Genomic DNA, 21,656 nt, shown 5'->3' on the forward strand with positions numbered 1-21,656 from the left:
CTCGCGGCCATGTCACTAGCTAAATCGAATGAGAATTAAAATCAGGAAGTGGCGTCGGAAAAAATTAGCGAGGCTTCACCGTCGTCCAGCCCGCAAAGGTCTGTTCGATACGAACCGGCAACACGCCTTCGAGCATCGCCAGGGCCTGGTCGGTGTCGTGCAGGGGAAATGTGCCCATCACGCGTAACTGGGCGACACGCGGGTCGACGCCCAGGTGCCCACGGCGATAGTTGGCCAATTCGTGAATAAATTCCTCCAGCGGCATGTCTTCTGCCGGCAACACCCCGCGCGTCCAGGCTTGGCGTTCAAGCTGCGCCGGTGTTGTTTCGCTGATGCGCTGCGTATCGAACCACAGGCGTTCGCCAGCCGCGGCCACACGTACCTGGGGCGTGTCGATGCACCGCGCCTGCACCGCCCCTTCATACACATTGAGTTGAGTGCGTGATGCCTGCTCACGCACGCTGAATCGAGTGCCCAGTGGGGTAAGGCTGCCCTGGGCGGTCGTCACTACAAACGGGCGAGCGTCGGCCGCGGTCGCGATCATTACCTCACCCTGATATAAGCGGATGTTGCGTTGCCCTTTATTCATATCAACGTCCAGCGCGCTGGCGCTGTTGAGCCAGATACGCGAGCCATCGGCCAGGCGGCGTTCGAGGATTTGCCCGGTGACGGTGCGATAGCCGGCCTGCCAGGCCAGCAGTTGCTCGGTCAATGCGCCATGGCGCCAGGCCAGTCCTCCCAGCAGCAGCCCGCCGCTGATGATCGACAAGCTGCGCAGCACCTGGCGGCGGGACCGGGGCGAATGTTGCAGTGATTGCAAGGTGCGGCTGGCGGTATCGGCATCACCCTGCAGCGGCGCGAAGCGCTGGCTGACCCGCTCCACGTAGCGCCAGGCCTGCTGATGACTGTCACTGCGCGCCAACCAACGTTGCCAGGCTTCCAGCTGCGCAGCATCGTTGGGCGCGCTACTCAGCCGGGCGAACCAGTCGGCGGCTTCCTGCAGCGTGTGATGATCGGGCTTGGACACGGGCATGATTCAGCTCAGGGCCTCGTCCAGTTCTGCTTCGAGCAGCAGGCACTGGAACATGGCCTTGGCCATGTAATGGGTGACGGTCCGCGCGCTGACACCCAGTCGCTCACCGATGGCCTGGTAACTCAACCCCTGCAGTTGCGCGAGCAGGAATGCCTCGGCTACTTTCGGCGGCAAGCGTTCCAACATGGCCTGGACCTGTTGCAGGGCCTCGAGCACCATCGCACGGTGCTCTTCCGATGGCATGCAATGCTCCGGGCGACTGGACAGCACCTCCAGCCACGCGCGTTCAACCCGTTGGCGCCGCCAGAAGTCCACGCAGACATGCCGCGACATGGCGCTGAGGTAAGCACGTGCATGGCCTTCACTGTCAAACGCCTTGGGCTTGCTCAGCAATCGCACGAATACGTCATGCGCCAACTCGGCGGCATCACTCGAATTACCCAGCTTCTTGTTCAGCCAGGCGCGCACCCAACCATGATGCTCTTGGTAGAGCCAGCCGACATTGGAGAGATCTGGAGAGATGGGCATGACGCAAGCGCACTCCGTCGTCGGGTTCAGTACCCGAGCGGACTAATGGGAATTATTCTCAATATTAACCTTGGCGGCGCGCCTTCACAACCGCCAGGTACAAAGGCGCGCAGGCTCGCGCTGCACCCTCCGCGACTTCAGGGGCACGCTGTGGGTATCTGCTCGATAAAGTACTCGCAGATCAGCCGATCTTCGCGCAAGCACTGTTCTGTAGCCGGGCAGCCTGTCGCCTCGGAAAAGAAGCCCGCCATCGCCCGGCACACGCACTGCTCCTCGCGCACCACGCTGCCCACCGGGCAGGTGAAGTTGCGCACCATGAACCCACCGTCCTCGGCCGTGGCGTGGCGAAAGCTGATCCACGGTCCATGCAACCTATAAAAAGGCACACCCTGATGAGTTTGATACCGAACAATTCCCTGATCACCGCGACGCCTGAAGAAGGGCGCGAACTGGCCATCAAGATGTCCCGGCTGGTCATCAAGGCCACGCAGCCCGACGAGGCGGTACGTGGCCGCTTGCGCGATGTGTACGCCAATGACGCCGCCATGCTGATCAGCATTGGCCAGGTGGTAGCCACCGAATTTGCGACGATTGCGGCGGCGAACAGATACTGGAATCCATAAGGTTGCCGGGCAGCCAATGGCCCGCGTTGGCTGCTCGGAACCGGCGGGTCAGATTCGGGTCAGGAGGTCAGAAATAGACGCGAAAAATCGACCAAAGTCTTTGAAATACCTAGGATTGTCTGACAGTCCAGCAGATGAAAAACTCTTCATAAACCGCTCGCTCGAACGTTGGTAGCTTCCTCGTCGCTGCCCCATAATTCGAGTCCTAATAATGAATAACAAAACTCTTAAAGGCGCCTTGGCGCTCGCCGTTTCACTTGCCTCCACCCCGCTGTTCGCCGGTGGTTTCGCGCTCAACGAACAAAGCATCAGTTCAATGGGCACGGGCTACGCCGGTCGTTCCTCCTCTGCCGACGACGCCAGTACGGTGTTCGGCAACCCGGCCGGCATGTCCCGCCTCAAGCAGAATGAAGTGAGCATCGGGGCGACCTACCTCGATGCCAAGACGAACATCAAGGGTGCCAGCTCGACCCAAGGCGGTGCCGACAACCCGGGTACCAACAAAGGCGATATGGTCCCTGGGATTGCCGTGCCGATGGGCTATCTGGTCACGCCGATCGATGAACACTGGGCATTCGGCCTCGGGATCTACGCGCCGTTTGGCCTGGTAACCGATTACGAACACAGCTTCCAGGGCAACGCCTTCGGCAACAAGAGCAAGGTCCAGGTCATCACCGTACAGCCGACGGTCAGCTACGCATTCAATGACAAGGTCTCGGTGGGTTTCGGGCCGACCTTCAACAAAATCAACGGCGAACTCGACTCCAAAGTGCCAGCTTTTGGCCTGGGCACCGAGGCGGTCAAGATCAAGGGTGACGACACTGCGACAGGTTTCAACGCCGGTATCCTGGTGCAGGCGCTGGACTCTACCCGCGTTGGCGTGACCTACCACTCGCAAGTCGTCTACCACCTGAGTGGCCATACCAATGCCTCGGGCGTGCTCTCTGATCTGTTGGACGGCGGTTCGCAGCGTTATGACGCCAAGCTCAACGTCACCACACCGTCGTCCGTGGATTTCTCGGTCACTCATCAACTGACGGATGACTGGACCCTGTACGTGGGCAGCACCTACACCCGCTGGAGCCAGTTGAAGAAAATCACCGTCAATAATACCGGTGTATCGGACATCACCAGTGAGCTCGCCGGCCTGGACTCCATCACCGAACAGCAGCATTGGCACGACACCTGGTCCCATGCGATCGGCGCGGCGTATCGCGTCAACAAGCAACTGGTATTGCGCACCGGGTTCTCGGTTGACCAGACCCCGACCAACAACACCGACCGCTCCGTACGCATTCCTACAGGGGACCGCACGGTTTTCAGCCTGGGGGCCGGTTGGACGCCAGTCGACAACCTGACTTTCGATGTGGCGTATTCCTACTTGAAGGAAGAGCCGATCAAGGTTCGTCAGACCCAACCTGCACTGGGCCTGACCTACGACGCCAAGTATGAAAACAGCGCCAATGGGTTCGGCGGTTCAGTGACTTACCGCTTTTAATCCGCGCCAGACAGCAAAGAGCCAGATTAACGTCGTGGCTCTTTGCTACTAATTTCCCCGCTGTCCCTGTCAATCATCCTGCGTCTTTGCTTAAATCAGAGGGTAAACATTCGAAGACAGGGATCGTCATGAGTACGCTGTTACCTATCAGTTCCGCCAATTCGCTGCCTATTCGGCCAGTGGAACCGTCACCCGTCACGCCGCCGCAGAGCAGCGTTGTCAGCACACGGCCTTCGTCGGTGGTCAGCTTGGGCAACGTCGTGTCCGACACCCTTGCCGATACCTATTCCCGCCGCGGGCAATTGCCGGGCCAGGACATTGTGCGTGCCTGGGAAAGTGACAGCCAGGACACACTCAGCCGCGCGATCAATACCAACTTCAATTCGCCGTCCACTGCCAACCGTTTCAATGGCCTGGGCGCCAGCCTGGTTGAGCAGTTCGCCAAGAATGGCGCGGGCATTTCTCAGTCCGTGCTCTACGCGAGCGCCGATCGAGCGGACAGCGCCGGCGAGATCAAGACGGATCAAACTTTGCTGCATAGCAAAGCCGACAACCTGGTCAGCCTCAGCATCAAGACGGCCAGCGGCAAGACCGTGACCTTCAGCCTGTCCAGCCAGAAAGATGGCCTGGGTGTGCAGGCCAACGTCGAAGGCGGTGCTCTGAGCGCCGACGAACTCAAGGCGGTCGGCCAACTGGGCAGTGCCTTCCAGGCTGCGGTGGATGGGCTCACCGCTGTTCCGCCGAAACTCGACCTGGGCAACCTGACCCAATTTGACAGCAAAGTATTGGCGTCGGTGGACCTCAACACCACGCTCAAGACGCTGAACGGGCCTGACCTGAAACTGGCCTTTCACGCCGACAGCCAGAGCCGTACCACGCGCATGAGCAGCCTGAGCGGCGAGCTCAACCTGAGCGTCGACCTGAAAAACGCCTCGATCCTTGGCAATGCGCAGCAACAGGCCAAGGCGCTGAAAAGCTACCTGGCCCAGTTTGACCGTGCCCAGGAACGTGGCAGCGCCAAGGCCGAGCTGATGACCCAGTTCAAGGACGCCTTCAGCGCCCTGAACAGCAACTATCCACAGGGCGCGAGCCTCCCCGAGGCGCTGACCCGCAACCCGACGGACCAGGGCCTGTTGACGGGCCTGGCCGACTTCAAGGCGTCGATCAAACAGGCGGTCGATTCGTCTAACCCGATGCGCCCCTCTGAAGTCGACAGCTTCGCCTATGACGTGTCGCAGAAGACCCGCGTCGGCGGCAAAAGCGCGCTGGACCGCAGCGTGATCCAGGACCAGCAATCGAGTCTTTCCGCCAGCTTCCACAAGGGGCTCAAGGGGGGGAAGGCGCCTGAGCTGAGCGGCGATCCAAACTCGCAGAATTATCTCTATATACAGGTGGAGGATAAGGCCAGCAGCTCTGCCAACATCGGCTACAAGGATGGCCTGCTGACCAACGCCTCGGTCTCGCAAACGGCCAGCCAGAACACCCACACGCAGCAATACGTGATGGGCAAGCTCGTGGATGAGACCAACGTGCCGAAGGAAGCCGCTGTCCAGCGTGACTACCTGGTGCTGCTGGAGTACGCGGCCAAGGAAAGCAAAAAATCCAAGGACGCCCTGGAAGAGTCCACGTTAAAGGACGCCCTGCCCAACATGCAGGCGTCGGTTCTGCTGCAGAACGATCCTTCCGCCCTCGTTCGCTGATCCTTGTGCACGAGTCGGCTTGCCGGCTCGTGTGCTGGAGGTGAATCTCGTCGTCATTCCCGCCCCAGATTAGGCTTTTGAATCCATTCGATATTCTGTAGCCTTGCGCAGCTTCACCCGTGCTTGATGAACACAATCACTTCGTCCGGCGGCGCCCGTAGGGTTCCAGAGCCGGTGGTACACTCGACTTTCGCGCAACTGCGCCTGCAGGTCTTGCGAACATGACGCAAATTTCCGAACGCCTACTGGTTCAAGCCCACCTCGACGCCAAGCAGCCTAAAGCCCTCAGCGCCGATGAAGAGGCGAGCCTGCGTGCCGCCATCGCCGCCGAGCTCAAGGCTCAGGACGCGGTGCTGGTTGCCCACTTCTACTGCGACCCGGTGATTCAGGCCCTGGCCGAAGAAACCGGTGGCTGTGTCTCCGATTCCCTGGAAATGGCGCGCTTCGGCGCCGCTCACCCGGCCAAGACCGTATTGGTCGCCGGCGTGCGTTTCATGGGCGAGACCGCGAAAATCCTCACGCCGGAAAAACGCATCCTGATGCCGACCCTGGAAGCCACGTGCTCCCTGGACCTCGGTTGCCCGGTGGATGAGTTTTCGGCGTTCTGCGACCAGCACCCCGAGCGGACCGTGGTGGTGTATGCCAACACCTCGGCGGCGGTCAAGGCGCGTGCCGATTGGGTGGTGACGTCCAGCTGCGCGCTGGAAATCGTCGAGAGCCTGATGGACAACGGCGAAACCATTATCTGGGGCCCGGACAAACACCTGGGCACCTATATCCAGCGCCAGACCGGGGCCGACATGTTGCTGTGGGACGGTGCCTGCATCGTCCACGAAGAGTTCAAGTCCAAGCAATTGGAAGACATGAAGGCGCTGTACCCGGACGCAGCGATCCTGGTGCACCCGGAGTCGCCGACGTCGGTGATTGAGCTGGCTGATGCCGTGGGGTCCACCAGCCAGTTGATCGCGGCGGCCCAGCGTTTGCCGAACAAGACGTTTATCGTGGCGACCGATCGCGGCATCTTCTACAAGATGCAGCAGCTGTGCCCGGACAAGGTCTTTGTCGAAGCGCCAACCGCCGGTAATGGCGCGGCGTGCCGCAGCTGCGCGCACTGCCCCTGGATGGCGATGAACACGCTGGAGCGCACCCTGCAATGCCTGCGTGAGGGCAGTAACGAGATCTTCGTCGAGCCTTCGGTGATCCCCCACGCCGTGCGCCCGCTCAAGCGCATGCTGGACTTCACCCAGGCCGCGCGCCTCAAACTCGCCGGCAACGCCTGATCTTGAGCTGGCACGGTTAAAAATGTGGGAGCTGGCTTGCCTGCGATGCAAGCGCCTCGGTTTATCCAGCAGACCGAGGTGATGCTATCGCAGGCAAGCCAGCTCCCACCTTTGATTTTCGTCGTTGGGTATTACTTCTTTTTCTTCGGAATCTGCACCAGTTGGGTGTCGGAATAGATGTCATGCCAGCTGCGCTTGCGCTTGTCGAACAGCGACCAGATAAACCCCAGCCCCACGCACAACCACGACGCAATCGACACCACAAAGCGCAGCAGCGCCTGCCACAGGCTGATGCGTGAGCCGTCGGCGTTCTGCACGCGCACACCCCACACCTGCATGCCCAGCGTCTGCCCCGAATGGGTCCAGAACTTGGCAAAAAAACCGAACAGCACAAAAAACAGAATCGTCGACAGCAACGGATCCCCGTCCAGCGCGCCGGACTCGGTGAGGGTGCGCATCTTGGCTTCGCCGATAAACGCCATCCACACCAGCTTGTAGATGAACGCCGTGACGATCAGCAGCGCCGTGCACAACAGGAAGTCGTAGAACATCGCTGCCAGACGACGGCCCAGGCCAACGGCGGGGAATTCGCCTTGGGGGCTCAGCAAGGGTTTGGACATGGCAGGCTCTCTTGGGAAAAAAGCCATTTTACGAGCAAACGCACATAAAAAAGCCCCTGATGTCACCATCAGGGGCTTTTTGTCGCAGCAGGGATCAGGCTTCTGCTTGTACTTCGTCAGCCTGCATGCCTTTCTGGCCTTGCACGGCAACGAAGGTCACTTTCTGGCCTTCTTTCAGGCTCTTGAAGCCGTTGCCCTGAATAGCGCGGAAATGCACGAACAGATCCGGACCGCTTTCTGGAGTGATAAAACCAAACCCTTTCTCGTCGTTAAACCACTTGACGGTACCGCTCTGACGTTCAGCCATTTTCTTATTTCCTTGACGCTAAAAATTAATGACAGCCCCTTTCACATGAAAGAGTACTGGGCTGGGTTGCAGGAAAGTAAGAGACGTCGAACGGGTTGTAGCAAACTTTGGCTACTGCCCAGGTCCAGGTTCCAAGCGACCCATGCAAACACAGTGAACAAACTCTACGCCAACTACTGGAGAAAAAACAAGCCCCGGGCAAGCCCTTGGTTTTGCTTGGCTGTATGACACTTCGGTCAACATTTGGGATCTGACTTATTCGATAGAGTTGTTCACTTGTTATAGCCCGGTGCTGATAACGATGACTATCGTCAATGCACTGTTTTATGGCGGTTGCGTTACAGTTTAGTGCACGTTAACGCAACCGCGTTACTTATAGGAACAGTCAATCAGCCACGATAGTAACGCTGTGGCACAAATGGCATTTTGCTTACACGAAGTGGCACTTTTTTCCCACGCACCAGCGCGAATACTTGGGTGTCGAGTGCGACGAATGCACTGTCCAGGTAACCCATGGCCAGCGGGCCGCCCAGTGTCGGGCCAAAGCCACCGCTGCACACACTGCCAACCACGGTGCCGTGTTCGTCGACAATCTCGGCGCCTTCACGCACCGGTGTGCGCTCTTGTGGCAGCAGGCCAACGCGTTTGCGCGTCACTCCGGCCTGTTGCTGGCTGAAGATGCGGTCGGCGCCGGGGAAACCACCGGCACGCGGGCCGTCGGCACGACGGGCCTTGGAGATCGCCCACAGCAGGCTGGCTTCGATCGGCGTGGTCTCGGTGTTCATGTCGTGGCCGTAGAGGCACAGGCCGGCTTCCAGGCGCAGTGAGTCACGGGCGCCCAGGCCGATCGGCTGCACTTCGGTCTCGGCCAGCAGGCTGCGGGCCAGGCTTTCGGCGCTGGCGGCGGGCACGGAAATCTCGAAGCCGTCTTCACCGGTGTAGCCGGAGCGGCTGACGTAGCAGTCCACGCCCAACAAACGCAGGGAGGCGAACTGCATGAAGGTCATCCCGGTGACTTCCGGCGCCAGGCGCGCGAGCACCTTGACCGCCGCCGGGCCTTGCAGGGCGAGCAGGGCGCGCGCCTCGAACAGTGGCTCGATGCTGCACTGGTCGCCGATGTGCTGGCGCAGGTGGGCCAGATCCTGGTCCTTGCAGGCGGCGTTGACCACCAGGAACAGCTCGTCGTTACCCAGGTTGGCCACCATCAGGTCGTCGAGGATGCCGCCCTGCTCGTTGGTGAACATCGCGTAGCGCTGCATGCCCACCGGCAGGTCGATGATGTCGACTGGCACCAGGGTCTCCAGGGCCTTGGCGGCATTGGCGCCAGTAAGGCGGATCTGGCCCATGTGCGACACGTCGAACAGCCCGGCCTGGTCACGGGTGTGCAGGTGTTCCTTCATCACGCCGAGCGGGTATTGCACCGGCATGTCGTAGCCGGCGAACGGCACCATGCGGGCGCCCAGTTCGAGGTGCAGGGCATGCAACGGGGTTTTCAACAGGGTTTCGGTGGACATATTCAGCTCCTGAAAAACGTGCTGGCGCGCTTGTCGGCGTCAGCACTCGATAATGTTGACCGCCAAACCGCCACGGGCGGTTTCCTTGTATTTGCTTTTCATGTCGGCGCCGGTCTGGCGCATGGTGCGGATGACTTTGTCGAGGGAGACGAAGTGTTGCCCGTCACCGCGCAAGGCCATGCGCACCGCATTGATGGCCTTGACCGAGCCCATGGCGTTGCGTTCGATGCAGGGCACCTGCACCAGCCCGCCGATAGGGTCACAGGTCAGGCCGAGGTTGTGTTCCATGCCGATCTCGGCGGCGTTTTCGACTTGCGAGACGCTGCCGCCCAGCACTTCGCACAGCGCGCCGGCGGCCATCGAGCAGGCCACGCCGACTTCACCCTGGCAGCCGACTTCGGCGCCGGAGATCGAGGCGTTTTCCTTGTACAAAATGCCGATGGCGGCGGCGGTGAGCAGAAAGCGCACCACGCCATCCTCGTTCGCGCCGGGGATAAAGCGCATGTAGTAATGCAGCACCGCCGGCACGATCCCGGCCGCACCGTTGGTGGGCGCGGTGACCACACGCCCGCCGTTGGCGTTTTCTTCGTTGACTGCCAGGGCGTACAGGTTGACCCAGTCCAGCACCGACAACGGGTCGCGCAGCGCCGATTCAGGGTGCTTGCACAGTTGCCGATGCAGGGCCGCAGCGCGGCGCTTGACCTTCAAGCCGCCGGGCAGAATCCCCTCGTTGCGACAACCGGCGGCCACGCAGTCCTGCATCACTTGCCAGATCTTCAGCAAGCCGGCGCGGGTTTCCGCTTCCGGGCGCCAGGCGCTTTCATTGGTCAGCATCACCTGGCTGATGGACAACCCATAGGTGGTGCAATGGCCGAGCAAATCCTTGGCGTGCTTGAACGGGAAGGTCAGGGGGGTGGCGTCTTCGACGATCCGGTCGGCGCCGGCGGCGTCTTCATCCACGACAAAACCGCCGCCGACCGAATAGTACTCGCGGCTGCGAATCTGGATACCGGCCGCATCAAAGGCACGAAAGATCATGCCGTTGGGGTGGTAGGCCAGGGGTTTGCGAATCATCGCCAGGTGTTCTTTCTCGTTGAACGCGATGCTGTGTTCACCGAGCAGGTTCAAGCGACCGTCGCTGCGCATCTGCGCCAGGCGCGCGGCCACGGTTTCGGTATTCACAGTGTCCGGGTGTTCGCCTTCCAGGCCCAGCAACACGGCCTTGTCGCTGCCGTGGCCTTTGCCGGTGGCGCCGAGGGAGCCATAGAGTTCCACCTTGATGCCGGTGGTGGCGCCCAGCAGGTCGTCACGGCGCAGCCCTTCGACGAAACGGGCGGCGGCGCGCATCGGGCCGACGGTGTGGGAACTGGAGGGGCCGATGCCAATCTTGAACAGGTCGAACACGCTAAGGGACATGGTTGTTCTCCGGTTTCTTATTATTGATCGGATGTACGCGGCCCAATGTGGGAGCGGGCTTGCTCGCGAAAGCGGTGTGTCAGTCACCAGATGTATCAACTGACACTCCGCATTCGCGAGCAAGCCCGCTCCCACATTAGGTTACGCGTAGCTCTCGATCGACGGGCAAGCGCAGACCAGGTTGCGATCGCCAAACACGTTGTCAACGCGGCCAACCGGCGGCCAGTACTTGCCTTCGATCAGTGAAGCAACCGGGTACACCGCTTGTTCACGGCTGTATGGGTGGCTCCATTCGCCGACCAGTTCCGCTGCGGTGTGCGGGGCGTTTTTCAGCGGGTTGTCGTCCTTGTCCAGGGTGCCGTTTTCCACCGCGCGGATTTCTTCACGGATGGCGATCATCGCGTTGCAGAAGCGATCCAGTTCTTCCTTGGATTCGCTCTCGGTCGGCTCGATCATCAGCGTGCCGGCCACCGGGAACGACATGGTCGGTGCGTGGAAGCCGAAGTCGATCAGGCGCTTGGCCACGTCATCCACGCTGATGCCGCTGCTGTCCTTCAGTGGGCGCAGGTCGAGGATGCACTCGTGGGCCACCAGGCCATTGCTGCCGGTGTAGAGCACTGGGTAGTGCTCTTCGAGGCGACGGGAAATGTAGTTGGCATTCAGGATCGCCAGCTGCGAAGCGCGCTTGAGGCCCGCGCCGCCCATCATGCTGATGTACATCCAGGTGATCGGCAAAATGCTCGCGCTGCCGAACGGCGCCGCGCACACCGCGCCTTCCTTGCGTTCCATGGCCGCATGGCCAGGCAGGAATGGCGTGAGGTGCGACTTGACGCCAATCGGGCCGACGCCCGGGCCGCCACCGCCGTGTGGAATGCAGAAGGTCTTGTGCAGGTTCAGGTGGGACACGTCGCCACCGAACTTGCCCGGTGCGCACAGGCCGACCATTGCGTTCATGTTAGCGCCGTCGATGTACACCTGGCCGCCGTTGTCGTGAATGATCGCGCAGATTTCGCGGATGCCTTCTTCGAACACGCCGTGGGTCGACGGGTAGGTGATCATCAGCGCGGCGAGGTGCTCGCGGTGCTCGATGGCCTTGGCGCGCAGGTCTTCGATGTCGACGTTGCCACGTGCATCGCACGCGGTGACCACGACGCGCATACCGGCCATGTTGGCGGTAGCCGGGTTGGTGCCGTGGGCCGACGACGGGATCAGGCAGATGTCGCGACGTGCTTCGCCACGGCTCTGGTGATACGCACGAATCGCCAGCAGGCCGGCGTACTCGCCCTGGGAACCGGCGTTCGGTTGCAGCGAGATTGCGTCATAACCGGTGGCCGCGCAGAGCATGGCTTCCAGCTCGGACGTCAGCTGCAGGTAGCCGGCGCTTTGCGAGGCTGGGGCGAAGGGGTGCAGGGCACCGAACTCGGCCCAGGTCACCGGGATCATTTCGCTGGCGGCGTTGAGCTTCATGGTGCACGAGCCCAGCGGGATCATGGTGCGGTCCAGGGCCAGGTCCTTGTCGGCCAGCTTGCGCAGGTAGCGCATCAGCTCGGTTTCCGAGTGATAACGGTTGAACACCGGGTGGCTGAGGATTGGCGACTGGCGCAGTTGCGCGGCAGGCAGGCGGCTTTCCACCTTGGCGGCGAAGTCCGGCAGGGCCTTGCCATCGGCGAAGATCGACCACAGGGTCTCGATATCGGCCTGGGTGGTGGTTTCGTCGACCGACAGGCCGACACGCTCGGCATCCACCACCCGCAGGTTGATGCGCTGGGCGCGCGCCTTGTCGTGCAGGGCCGCGGTTTGGGCGCCGGTGTTGAGGGTCAGGGTGTCGAAGAAGTGTTCCTGCTCGACTTTCAGGCCCAGGGCGGTCAGGCCGCTGGCCAGGATCGCGGTGAGCTGGTGCACGCGCTGGGCAATCTGCGTCAGGCCTTTGGGGCCGTGGTACACGGCGTACATGCTGGCGATGTTGGCCAGCAGCACCTGGGCAGTACAGATGTTGCTCGTGGCCTTCTCGCGGCGGATATGTTGCTCGCGGGTCTGCATGGCCAGGCGCAGCGCCGGCTTGCCGAAACGGTCGACGGAGACACCGACCAGCCGGCCCGGCATGTCGCGCTTGAACGCATCCTTGGTGGAGAAGTACGCCGCGTGCGGGCCGCCGAAGCCCAGCGGCACGCCGAAGCGTTGTGCGCTGCCGATGGCCACGTCGGCACCGAACTCACCCGGCGGGGTCAGCAGGGTCAGGGCCAGCAGGTCGGCGGCCACCGCCACCAGGGCGTTGGCGGCGTGGAAGCGTTCGGTCAGCTCGCGGTAGTCGAACACGTCACCGTTGCTGGCCGGGTATTGCAGCAGGGCGCCAAAGAATGCGCTGACGTCGCTCAGTTCGCGCTCATCGCCGACCACCACGTCGATGCCCAGGGGCTCGGCACGGGTGCGCAGTACGTCGAGGGTCTGCGGGTGGCTGTGGATCGAGGCGAAGAAGGCATTGCTGCCCTTGTTCTTGCTCAGGCGCTTGCAGAAGGTCATGGCTTCGGCGGCGGCGGTGGCTTCGTCGAGCAACGACGCGTTGGCGATTGGCAGGCCGGTGAGGTCGCTGATCAGGGTCTGGAAGTTCAGCAGCGCTTCCAGGCGGCCCTGGGAAATCTCTGGCTGGTACGGGGTGTAGGCGGTGTACCAGGCCGGGTTTTCCAGCAGGTTGCGCAGGATCGGCGACGGCGTGTGGCAGTTGTAGTAGCCCTGGCCGATGTAGGTCTTGAACAGTTGGTTCTGGCCGGCGATGGTCTTGATCTTGGCCAGGGCCTCGGCTTCGCTGAGGCCGTCTTCCAGGCCGAGCACGCTGGTGCCCTTGATGCTTTCCGGGATCACGCTGGCGCTCAGGGCTTCCAGGGAGTCAAAGCCCAGGCTCGCCAGCATGAGCTGCTCGTCTTCCTGGCGCGGGCCGATGTGGCGGGCGATGAATTCGTTGGCGGTGCTCAAATTAACAGTCATGGCGCGCTCCTCAGGCTTGGGCGTTGGCTTTGATCAGACGGTCGTACGCGTCCTGATCCAACAGTTTAGCGACCGCCTCGGCATCGGCCGGTTTAAAGCGGAAGAACCAGCCTTCGCCCATCGGGTCTTCGTTGACCAATTCCGGGCTGGCGTCGAGCTTGTCGTTCACTTCGAGGACTTCACCGTCCAACGGCATGTACACGCCGCTGGCGGCCTTGACCGACTCAACGGTGGACGCTTCGGCGCCCTTGTCGTAGGACTGCAGCTCCGGCAGTTGCACGAAAACCACATCACCCAGCGCGTTCTGCGCAAAAGCGGTGATACCCACGGTGACGCTGCCATCGGCTTCGGCGCGCAGCCATTCGTGATCTTCAGTGAAACGCAACTCGCTCATGGAAACTCCTCGGGGCCAGATTCGTCTGGTGGACGGGATTGGAATAATGGGGAGTTGCTTAGCAATATCGCGGCCAACGTCATTAAGTCGTTATAAATCAATGAGTTAATAAAATTCATGATGACAATATAGAGATTGGCTGTAGCGATTTCGCTACAGTGCGACGCCAGAAAAAAAGCCTATGTGGATCAAAGCCTTGCATGGCGCGCAAAAAACAGGGTTGTAGCGATATCGTTACGCTGTAGCGCTTTCAGTACAGGTGGGAGTCGCTTTTGATATCAACGTTGGAATGCAATCAATGTGGGGCTTGCTTGCGATAGCGGTATTGACTGACCCCCCGCTATCGCAGGCAAGCCAGCTCCCATCGGTTGACCATGTTCAGTCAGGGCTTGTTGGGAATGCCGTACTTGCGCAGGCGATGGGCGATGGCGGTGTGCGAGGTTTGCAGGCGGCTGGCCAGCTGGCGCGTGGACGGATAGCTGGCATACAGCTTCTCCAGCAACCCGCGCTCGAAATCTTCCACCGCTTGCTCGAGGCTGTCGACCTCACCATCGTTCTGGCGCGCAACCGAGGTGCCGGCGATGTCCAGGTCGCCGATATCCACCAGGCTGCTTTCGCAGATGGCCGCGGCGCGGAAGATCACGTTCTGCAACTGGCGCACATTGCCCGGCCAGCGGTTGCCCAGCAGCGCGGGATAAGTGCCGGGTGCCAGGCGGCACACCGGGCGCTGGATCTGTGCGCAGGCCTGTTGCATGAAGTAGCGCGCCAGCAGCAGGATGTCCTGGCCGCGTTCGCGCAGCGGCGGCACTTCGACGTTGAGCACGTTGAGGCGGTAGAACAGGTCTTCGCGGAAGGTACCTTCGCTGACCATCTTTTCCAGGTCGCGGTGGGTCGCGCTGAGAATGCGCACATTGACCTTCACTTCGCGGTCGCCGCCGACCCGACGGAAGCTGCCGTCGTTGAGAAAACGCAGGAGCTTGGCCTGCAGGTATGGCGACATTTCGCCGATTTCATCCAGGAACACCGTGCCCTGGTTGGCCAGCTCCATCAGCCCCGGCTTGCCGCCGCGCTGCGCACCGGTGAACGCGCCGGGGGCGTAGCCGAACAGTTCACTCTCGGCGAGGTTCTCCGGCAGCGCCGCGCAGTTCAGCGCCAAAAACGGTGCACTGTGCCGCGCGCTGATGGCGTGGCAGGCCCGCGCCACCAGCTCCTTGCCGGTGCCGGTTTCGCCCTGGATCAGCAGCGGTGCATCCAGCGCCGCCACCCGCTGTGCGCGTGCCTTGAGCGTACGAATCACCGGGGACTCGCCCAGCAGAGCATCAAAGCCCTCGGCGTGGTCATGGTGCAGCGCCGACAGTTGTTCACCGATGCGGTTGGGCTGATAGAGGGTGAGCAGGGCGCCGGCGTCGGTGATCGGCGTGGCGTCGAGCAGCAAGGTCTGGCCGTTGACGCTGATCTCGCGCAGCGGCAGGCGGAAGCCGTGTTCCAGCAAGGTGTCGAGCAGCGGCGGGTCATTGAACAGCTCGGCGATGCTTTCCCCGGCCGGTTCGCGACCGTACAGCGCGATCAACGCCGGGTTGGCCAGCAGGATCTTGCCCGCGCTGTCCAGCGCCAGTACCGGGTCGGTCATGGCCGCCAGCAGGGCGTCGAGTTGCAAGTGGCGGCGTTGGCCGGGAAGGATGTCCACCACGGTCACTGCCTGCACGCCATGCACGCTGAATAGCGCGTCACGCAGCTCTTCGAGCACCTCGGCGCTGAGGGTCGGCGCATCGATGTACACGTTGGGCGGGACCATCTCCACGGCATCCAGGTTGAGGTTGCGCCCACCGAGCAAGGCCAGGACTTCCTGGGTGATACCGACGCGGTCGATGAAGCTGACGTGGATACGCATGGGGCGAATGTTGGTTCTGGCGTACTGAGGGTGGCCAGTATGCCTGACAGGTGATGGAGATCAAAAATGTGGGAGCGGGCTTGCTCGCGAATACGGTGCGTCAGTGAAAAAAATGCTGACTGATACACCGCATTCGCGAGCAAGCCCGCTCCCACATTTGAGTGTTGGTGCCGGGGGCGTCGGGTTATTCCAGGTGTTCAGGTTTGATCGGGTCCCCGGGCTTCACATCCAGCTGATGCCGCACGTCCTCGAACATCAAGTCGTACTGCTTGTGCATCGAGCCGTTCAACACCGCGATCTTCGGCATCCCGTATTTCTGCGCGATGTTCATCGCATGCCGGGCAAAATCAAACGCTTGATCCTTGGGCAGGAAGAACTCTTCCTTGAGGTCCTTGCCCTGCACCGAACCGTGCAGCTTGAAGAGCATTCCCTTGCCTTCCTTTGGGTCCTGGCTGACCTCGTAGTCGATGCACAGGTTGTAGCTGTAGTCGTCCTTGTTGAGCGCGTGGCGTTCGACATGCAAGTGACCGGGTTCAAAGGTGGCCATAGGCGTTTCTCCTCTACTTCACTGGTAGGTGATGCCAGGTGTTGCCGTGCTGATGCGCGTACCGGCGCTGCCCTGGACGATGGCTTCGATGTCCGAGAGTGAACCGATCACTGCGGTTTTGCCAGTCTGGCGGGCGAACTCGCAGGCGGCTTGCACCTTGGGTCCCATGGAGCCGGCGGCGAAGCCGAGCTTTTCCATGGCGTCAGGATGGGCCTGGCCGATGGCCTTCTGGCTGGGCTTGCCGAAGTCGATGAAGGCGGCGTTGACGTCGGTGGCGATCACCAGCAGATCGGCGTCCAGCTGCGAGGCCAGCAGTGAGGAACACAGGTCTTTGTCGATCACCGCTTCAATGCCGCGCAGCTTGCCGTCTTCGCCATACATCGTCGGGATACCGCCACCGCCGGCGCAGATCACGATGGCGCTTTTTTCCAGCAGCCACTTGATCGGGCGGATTTCAAAGATGCGTTTGGGGCGCGGGCTGGCGACCACGCGGCGGTATTTATCGCCGTCCGGGGCGATGGCCCAGCCTTTTTCGGCGGCCAGTTTTTCCGCTTCGGCCTTGGCGTATACCGGGCCGATGGGCTTGGTGGGGTTCTGGAAGGCCGGGTCCTTGGCGTCCACTTCGACCTGGGTGAGCAGAGTGGCGAACGGCACTTCGAAGTCCAGCAGGTTGCCCAGTTCCTGTTCGATGATGTAGCCGATCATGCCTTCAGTCTCGGCGCCCAGCACGTCCAGCGGGTACGGCGAAACGCTGGTGTAGGCGGCCGCCTGCAACGACAGCAGGCCGACCTGCGGGCCATTGCCGTGGGCGATCACCAGTTCGTTGCCGGGGTGGATCTTGGCGATCTGTTCGGTGGCGATGCGGATGTTGGCGCGTTGGTTGTCCGCCGTCATGGGTTCACCACGGCGGAGCAGGGCGTTGCCGCCCAGGGCTACGACGATGCGCATAAACAATGTCCTTCTAGAGTGCTATGTTGCGAACACAGGACCAAAGTGGGAGCGGGCTTGCTCGCGAAAGCGGTGGATCAGTGGATACATGTGCGGACTGACACACCGCATTCGCGAGCAAGCCCGCTCCCACAGTTTTGATCGCGTTTCAACAGTGGGAACGGTGTTGAGGGTTAGATATCCGCCAACGCCGACACCAGGATCGCCTTGATGGTGTGCATGCGGTTCTCCGCCTGCTCAAACGCGATGTTGGCCGGCGACTCGAACACTTCCTCGGTCACTTCCACGCCATTGGCCAGGTTCGGATAGCGCGCGGCGATGTCCTTGCCGACCTTGGTTTCGCTGTTGTGGAACGCCGGCAGGCAGTGCATGAACTTCACGCGCGGGTTGCCCGAGGCTTTCATCATCTTGGCATTGACCTGGTACGGCAACAGTTGCTCGATGCGCTCGTCCCACGCCTCCACCGGCTCACCCATCGACACCCAGATATCGGTGTGGATGAAGTCGACGCCCTTGACCGCCTCTTTCGGGTCTTCGGTGATGGTGATGCGCGCGCCGCTTTCCTCGGCGAATGCCTGGCACTGCTTGATGAAATCAGCGTGCGGCCACAGGGCTTTCGGCGCGCCAATGCGCACGTCCATGCCCAGCTTGGCGCCGATCATCAGCAGCGAGTTGCCCATGTTGTAGCGCGCGTCGCCCAGGTAGGCGTAGCTGATGTCATGCAGCGGCTTGTCGCTGTGCTCGCGCATGGTCAGGGTGTCGGCGATCATTTGGGTCGGGTGGAATTCGGCGGTCAGGCCGTTGAACACCGGCACACCGGCGAACTTGGCCAGCTCTTCGACGATTTCCTGTTCGAAGCCACGGTACTCGATGGCATCGAACATCCGCCCGAGCACGCGGGCGGTGTCCTTCATGCTTTCCTTGTGGCCGATCTGCGACGATACCGGGTCGATGTAGGTGACGTGCGCGCCCTGGTCATGGGCTGCGACTTCGAAGGCGCAACGGGTGCGCGTCGAGGTTTTCTCGAAGATCAGCGCGATGTTCTTGCCTTTCAGGTGCGGACGCTCGGTGCCGGTATATTTGGCGCGCTTGAGGTCGCGGGACAGGTCCAGCAGGTAGTGCAGCTCGCGGGTCGTGTGGTGCATCAGCGAGAGCAGGCTGCGGTTGCGCATATTAAAAGCCATGATGGATCTCCTTGGGTTTCGGTTATCCCCCTGGCCACTGCCGGATAAGCAGCGGCCAAGGCCAAAAATTAATAGTCGATAGGGTCGCGGATGATCGGGCAGGTCATGCAGTGGCCGCCGCCACGGCCACGGCCGAGTTCACCGGCGCTGATGGTGATGACTTCCACACCGGCCTTGCGCAGCAGGGTGTTGGTGTAGGTGTTGCGGTCGTAGCCGATCACCACGCCCGGCTCCACGGCCACCACGTTGTTGCCGTCGTCCCATTGCTCGCGCTCGGCGGCGAAGCTGTTGCCACCGGTCTCGACCACGCGCAGCGCCTTGAGATTGAGGGCCGCAGCGACGGTCTCGAGGAAGTTGGTTTTCTCGCGTTGGATATCGATACCGTGCGGCTTGCTTTCATCGGGACGCAGAGTGAACGGTACGATCTGGTTGACCACTTCAGGAAAGATGGTGACCAGGTCGCGGTCGCAGAAACTGAACACCGTGTCCAGGTGCATCGCCGCACGGGATTTCGGCAGGCCGGCAACGATCACGCGTTCCACGGCTTTGTTTTTGAACAGGTTGCGCGCCAGTTGGCCGATGGCCTGGTGGGACGAGCGCTCGCCCATGCCGATCAACACGACGCCGTTGCCAATCGGCATGACGTCGCCGCCTTCCAGGGTGGAGGCGCCGTGTTCCTGGTCGGGGTCACCGTACCAAATCTGGAAGTCGGCGTTGGTGAACTCCGGGTGGAATTTGTAGATAGCGCTGGCCAGCAGGGTTTCCTGGCGTCGCGCCGGCCAGTACATCGGGTTCAGCGTCACGCCGCCGTAGATCCAGCAGGTGGTGTCGCGGGTGAACTGGGTGTTGGGAAGCGGCGGCAGGATGAAGCTCGAGTGGCCGAGGAAGTCGCGGAACATTTCGATGGTCTTGCCGCCGAAGCTGCTCGGCAGGTCCTCGGCCGACACGCCACCGATCAGGAACTCACTGATTTTGCGCGGCTCCAGGCTGCGCAGCCACGAGCTGACTTCATCGACCAGGCCCAGGCCCACCGTATTGGCAGTGATCTTGCGCTCCAGGATCCAGTCCAGCGCTTCGGGGATGGCGACGATGTCGGTCAGCAGGTTGTGCATTTCCAGCACATCAATGTCGCGCTCGCGCATCTTGGTGACGAAGTCGAAATGGTCGCGCTTGGCCTGGGCAACCCACAGCACGTCATCGAACAGCAGTTCATCGCAGTTATTGGGGGTCAGCCGCTGGTGGGCCAAGCCTGGGGAGCACACCATGACTTTGCGCAGTTTGCCGGCTTCGGAATGTACGCCGTACTTCACTTTTTCCGTGGTCATTACAGATCCTCCAGTGAACAACAGTTACAGAGTCAGGAAGCCGTCGTAGAGGCCATAGGCAGCCACCAGGGCGCCAACGACTACCGCGGCGAAAATCAGCTTCTCGACATTGGTGAAAATCGGTTTGCCCAACTCATGCTTGGCCTTGGCGAACAGGATCACGCCGGGGGCATACAGCAGGGCGGACAGCAGCAGGTATTTGACGCCGCCGGCGTAGAGCAGCCAGACCGCGTAGATCAGCGCAACGGCACCGATGAACAGGTCTTTCTTGCGCTCGCGCAGGGCGTTTTCGTAGGTCTCGCCGCGCACCGCCAACAACAGCGCGTAGGCGGCCGACCACAGGTATGGCACCAGGATCATCGAGGTGGCGAGGTAGATCAGCGACAGGTAAGTGCTGGCGGAAAACAGCGTGATCACCAGGAAGATCTGGACCATGGCGTTGGTCAGCCACAGGGCGTTGGCCGGCACATGGTTGGCGTTTTCCTTACGCAGGAACTCCGGCATCGTGTGGTCCTTGGCGGCGGCGAACATGATCTCCGCACACAGCAGCACCCACGACAGCAGCGCGCCCAGCAGGGAAATGATCAAGCCGACGCTGATCAGCACGGCGCCCCAGTGGCCCACCACGTGTTCCAGCACGGCGGCCATCGACGGGTTTTGCAGCTTGGCCAGTTCCGGTTGGGTCATGATCCCCAGGGACAGCACATTCACCAGCATCAGGAACAGCAGCACGGTGATGAAACCAATCACCGTGGCCTTGCCGACGTCGGAGCGTTTTTCCGCACGGGACGAGAAGATGCTCGCGCCCTCGATGCCGATGAACACCCACACGGTGACCAGCATCATGTTGCGCACCTGGTTCATCACACTGCCGAGGTCAGGGTTTTTCACGCCCCAGATGTCAGCGGTGAAAATCTCCAGCTTGAACGCGAACAGCGCGATCAGCACAAACAGCAGCAGCGGCACCACCTTGGCAACGGTGGTCACCAGGTTGATGAACGCAGCTTCCTTGATCCCGCGCAGCACCAGGAAATGCACGGCCCACAACAGCACCGAGGCACCGATCACCGCTGCCGGGGTGTTGCCTTCGCCGAAGATCGGGAAGAAGTAACCCAGGGTGCTGAACAGCAACACGAAGTAACCGACGTTGCCCAGCCAGGCACTGATCCAATAACCCCAGGCCGACGAGAAACCCATGTAGTCGCCGAACCCGGCCTTGGCATAGGCGTACACGCCGCCGTCGAGGTCAGGTTTGCGGTTGGCGAGGGTCTGGAACACGAAGGCGAGGGTCAGCATGCCGATGGCGGTAATCACCCAACCGATCAACACCGCACCGACGTCGGCGCTGGCGGCCATGTTTTGCGGCAGTGAGAAGATCCCGCCGCCAATCATTGAGCCGACGACGAGTGCAACCAGTGCGCCCAATCGAAGTTTTCCGGGAGATTCAGACATTGCATGACTCCAATGCAGGAGAAGAGAGACCACAGAATAATTCCGTGCGCTAATCAAACAGCTGACTCAGATCACTTCATTGGCACATTCCATTGTGAATTAATGACTTAGGGGTAAAACGCCCGGGCAATACTTTTCCTCGCAAAGGCGCTTTCCAGAGCGGTCTCTGCGTTGTGGTTAATCATTTAGTCAGGGGTATGGACGTTTGAAGCTAGTCCGTATTCCTGAATGTGCAAACTTTTCCCGACGCGGGGCGAAGTAGCACGGCAAACGTTAAGTGCCAGCGGTATTTAAATTCTAAATAAGCCTGAACGTTATAAATTGTCATGCGATTGCGTTATGAGCGTGGCGGTTTTATCGCGGTCTTTAATAAACGCTACACTCGCTGAGATAATTAGTTGAGTGCACGGTTGT

At 61.1% G+C, this 21,656-nt stretch carries 19 protein-coding genes; 4 read left to right on the forward strand and 15 right to left on the reverse strand.

Annotated elements, in window-relative coordinates; all coding sequences use genetic code 11:
* Window positions 1-64: 64 nt before the first annotated feature.
* The 3 genes from BBG20_RS27005 to BBG20_RS27015 all read right to left on the reverse strand — a co-directional run bounded on the left by BBG20_RS27005 (window position 65) and on the right by BBG20_RS27015 (window position 1,878).
* Entirely contained in the window at window positions 65-1,033 is a 969-nt protein-coding gene (locus tag BBG20_RS27005) for a FecR domain-containing protein (protein WP_177343967.1), read from the reverse strand.
* A 3-nt stretch (window positions 1,034-1,036) separates the two neighbouring features.
* A complete protein-coding gene (locus tag BBG20_RS27010) occupies window positions 1,037-1,561 on the reverse strand; it encodes a sigma-70 family RNA polymerase sigma factor (RefSeq protein WP_065908874.1) in 525 nt (174 codons plus the stop codon).
* A 137-nt stretch (window positions 1,562-1,698) separates the two neighbouring features.
* Complete coding sequence (locus BBG20_RS27015; RefSeq protein ID WP_065908876.1) at window positions 1,699-1,878, reverse strand: helix-turn-helix domain-containing protein; 180 nt, start codon at window positions 1,876-1,878, stop codon at window positions 1,699-1,701.
* 75 nt (window positions 1,879-1,953) lie between these two features.
* Here BBG20_RS27015 and BBG20_RS27020 point away from each other — a divergent pair, with 75 nt between their 5' ends.
* From BBG20_RS27020 to nadA, 4 genes are all read left to right on the forward strand, one after another.
* Window positions 1,954-2,184, forward strand: a complete 231-nt coding sequence (locus BBG20_RS27020; RefSeq protein WP_065908878.1) for a hexameric tyrosine-coordinated heme protein — start codon at window positions 1,954-1,956, stop codon at window positions 2,182-2,184.
* 211 nt (window positions 2,185-2,395) lie between these two features.
* On the forward strand, window positions 2,396-3,682 hold the full coding sequence (locus BBG20_RS27025) for an OmpP1/FadL family transporter (protein WP_065908880.1): 1,287 nt from the start codon (window positions 2,396-2,398) through the stop codon (window positions 3,680-3,682).
* A gap of 128 nt (window positions 3,683-3,810) precedes the next feature.
* The gene (locus BBG20_RS27030) at window positions 3,811-5,382 is read left to right on the forward strand and encodes a lactate dehydrogenase (protein ID WP_226939933.1); all 1,572 of its coding nucleotides are present in this window, start codon (window positions 3,811-3,813) and stop codon (window positions 5,380-5,382) included.
* A gap of 221 nt (window positions 5,383-5,603) precedes the next feature.
* Window positions 5,604-6,662, forward strand: coding sequence for a quinolinate synthase NadA (gene nadA / locus BBG20_RS27035; RefSeq protein WP_016973251.1), 1,059 nt, complete (start codon window positions 5,604-5,606; stop codon window positions 6,660-6,662).
* Between the two features lie 131 nt (window positions 6,663-6,793).
* Here the strand turns inward: nadA and BBG20_RS27040 are convergent, their stop codons facing one another.
* From BBG20_RS27040 to arcD, 12 genes are all read right to left on the reverse strand, one after another.
* Complete coding sequence (locus BBG20_RS27040) at window positions 6,794-7,282, reverse strand: RDD family protein (RefSeq protein WP_065908882.1); 489 nt, start codon at window positions 7,280-7,282, stop codon at window positions 6,794-6,796.
* A gap of 94 nt (window positions 7,283-7,376) precedes the next feature.
* On the reverse strand, window positions 7,377-7,589 hold the full coding sequence (locus BBG20_RS27045; RefSeq protein WP_027902257.1) for a cold-shock protein: 213 nt from the start codon (window positions 7,587-7,589) through the stop codon (window positions 7,377-7,379).
* Window positions 7,590-7,978: 389 nt separating this feature from the next.
* Complete coding sequence (gene gcvT / locus BBG20_RS27050) at window positions 7,979-9,103, reverse strand: glycine cleavage system aminomethyltransferase GcvT (protein WP_065908883.1); 1,125 nt, start codon at window positions 9,101-9,103, stop codon at window positions 7,979-7,981.
* Between the two features lie 39 nt (window positions 9,104-9,142).
* Complete coding sequence (locus tag BBG20_RS27055) at window positions 9,143-10,519, reverse strand: L-serine ammonia-lyase (RefSeq protein WP_065908886.1); 1,377 nt, start codon at window positions 10,517-10,519, stop codon at window positions 9,143-9,145.
* Window positions 10,520-10,660: 141 nt separating this feature from the next.
* Window positions 10,661-13,501: an aminomethyl-transferring glycine dehydrogenase gene (gcvP, locus tag BBG20_RS27060; RefSeq protein WP_065908888.1), complete on the reverse strand. Its 2,841-nt coding sequence runs from the start codon at window positions 13,499-13,501 to the stop codon at window positions 10,661-10,663.
* A 10-nt stretch (window positions 13,502-13,511) separates the two neighbouring features.
* Window positions 13,512-13,895 carry a glycine cleavage system protein GcvH gene (gene gcvH / locus BBG20_RS27065; protein ID WP_065908891.1) on the reverse strand — a complete coding sequence of 128 codons (384 nt, stop codon included), beginning with the start codon at window positions 13,893-13,895 and terminating at the stop codon, window positions 13,512-13,514.
* 382 nt (window positions 13,896-14,277) lie between these two features.
* Complete coding sequence (locus BBG20_RS27070) at window positions 14,278-15,786, reverse strand: sigma-54-dependent transcriptional regulator (protein ID WP_065908893.1); 1,509 nt, start codon at window positions 15,784-15,786, stop codon at window positions 14,278-14,280.
* A gap of 184 nt (window positions 15,787-15,970) precedes the next feature.
* Window positions 15,971-16,333, reverse strand: coding sequence for a DUF5064 family protein (locus BBG20_RS27075; RefSeq protein ID WP_065908895.1), 363 nt, complete (start codon window positions 16,331-16,333; stop codon window positions 15,971-15,973).
* A gap of 18 nt (window positions 16,334-16,351) precedes the next feature.
* On the reverse strand, window positions 16,352-17,281 hold the full coding sequence (arcC, locus tag BBG20_RS27080) for a carbamate kinase (RefSeq protein ID WP_065908898.1): 930 nt from the start codon (window positions 17,279-17,281) through the stop codon (window positions 16,352-16,354).
* A 173-nt stretch (window positions 17,282-17,454) separates the two neighbouring features.
* Window positions 17,455-18,465 (reverse strand): ornithine carbamoyltransferase, encoded by a 1,011-nt coding sequence (locus tag BBG20_RS27085; RefSeq protein ID WP_003220053.1) that lies wholly within the window; start codon window positions 18,463-18,465, stop codon window positions 17,455-17,457.
* 68 nt (window positions 18,466-18,533) lie between these two features.
* Window positions 18,534-19,790, reverse strand: a complete 1,257-nt coding sequence (gene arcA / locus BBG20_RS27090; protein WP_065908901.1) for an arginine deiminase — start codon at window positions 19,788-19,790, stop codon at window positions 18,534-18,536.
* A gap of 24 nt (window positions 19,791-19,814) precedes the next feature.
* Complete coding sequence (gene arcD, locus BBG20_RS27095) at window positions 19,815-21,242, reverse strand: arginine-ornithine antiporter (RefSeq protein ID WP_065908905.1); 1,428 nt, start codon at window positions 21,240-21,242, stop codon at window positions 19,815-19,817.
* Window positions 21,243-21,656: the final 414 nt, after the last annotated feature.

Origin of the sequence: Pseudomonas aylmerensis (assembly GCF_001702265.1) — a bacterium.
GTDB classification, from domain to species: domain Bacteria; phylum Pseudomonadota; class Gammaproteobacteria; order Pseudomonadales; family Pseudomonadaceae; genus Aquipseudomonas; species Aquipseudomonas aylmerensis.

Excerpts from the sequence above, each read along its gene's own strand:
- BBG20_RS27005 (WP_177343967.1), bottom strand. The coding sequence starts at position 1,033 with ATGCCCGTGTCCAAGCCCGATCATCACACGCTGCAGGAAGCCGCCGAC.
- BBG20_RS27010 (WP_065908874.1), bottom strand. The coding sequence starts at position 1,561 with ATGCCCATCTCTCCAGATCTCTCCAATGTCGGCTGGCTCTACCAAGAG.
- BBG20_RS27015 (WP_065908876.1), bottom strand. The coding sequence starts at position 1,878 with ATGGTGCGCAACTTCACCTGCCCGGTGGGCAGCGTGGTGCGCGAGGAG.
- BBG20_RS27020 (WP_065908878.1), top strand. The coding sequence starts at position 1,954 with ATGAGTTTGATACCGAACAATTCCCTGATCACCGCGACGCCTGAAGAA.
- BBG20_RS27025 (WP_065908880.1), top strand. The coding sequence starts at position 2,396 with ATGAATAACAAAACTCTTAAAGGCGCCTTGGCGCTCGCCGTTTCACTT.
- BBG20_RS27030 (WP_226939933.1), top strand. The coding sequence starts at position 3,811 with ATGAGTACGCTGTTACCTATCAGTTCCGCCAATTCGCTGCCTATTCGG.
- nadA (WP_016973251.1), top strand. The coding sequence starts at position 5,604 with ATGACGCAAATTTCCGAACGCCTACTGGTTCAAGCCCACCTCGACGCC.
- BBG20_RS27040 (WP_065908882.1), bottom strand. The coding sequence starts at position 7,282 with ATGTCCAAACCCTTGCTGAGCCCCCAAGGCGAATTCCCCGCCGTTGGC.
- BBG20_RS27045 (WP_027902257.1), bottom strand. The coding sequence starts at position 7,589 with ATGGCTGAACGTCAGAGCGGTACCGTCAAGTGGTTTAACGACGAGAAA.
- gcvT (WP_065908883.1), bottom strand. The coding sequence starts at position 9,103 with ATGTCCACCGAAACCCTGTTGAAAACCCCGTTGCATGCCCTGCACCTC.
- BBG20_RS27055 (WP_065908886.1), bottom strand. The coding sequence starts at position 10,519 with ATGTCCCTTAGCGTGTTCGACCTGTTCAAGATTGGCATCGGCCCCTCC.
- gcvP (WP_065908888.1), bottom strand. The coding sequence starts at position 13,501 with ATGACTGTTAATTTGAGCACCGCCAACGAATTCATCGCCCGCCACATC.
- gcvH (WP_065908891.1), bottom strand. The coding sequence starts at position 13,895 with ATGAGCGAGTTGCGTTTCACTGAAGATCACGAATGGCTGCGCGCCGAA.
- BBG20_RS27070 (WP_065908893.1), bottom strand. The coding sequence starts at position 15,786 with ATGCGTATCCACGTCAGCTTCATCGACCGCGTCGGTATCACCCAGGAA.
- BBG20_RS27075 (WP_065908895.1), bottom strand. The coding sequence starts at position 16,333 with ATGGCCACCTTTGAACCCGGTCACTTGCATGTCGAACGCCACGCGCTC.
- arcC (WP_065908898.1), bottom strand. The coding sequence starts at position 17,281 with ATGCGCATCGTCGTAGCCCTGGGCGGCAACGCCCTGCTCCGCCGTGGT.
- BBG20_RS27085 (WP_003220053.1), bottom strand. The coding sequence starts at position 18,465 with ATGGCTTTTAATATGCGCAACCGCAGCCTGCTCTCGCTGATGCACCAC.
- arcA (WP_065908901.1), bottom strand. The coding sequence starts at position 19,790 with ATGACCACGGAAAAAGTGAAGTACGGCGTACATTCCGAAGCCGGCAAA.
- arcD (WP_065908905.1), bottom strand. The coding sequence starts at position 21,242 with ATGTCTGAATCTCCCGGAAAACTTCGATTGGGCGCACTGGTTGCACTC.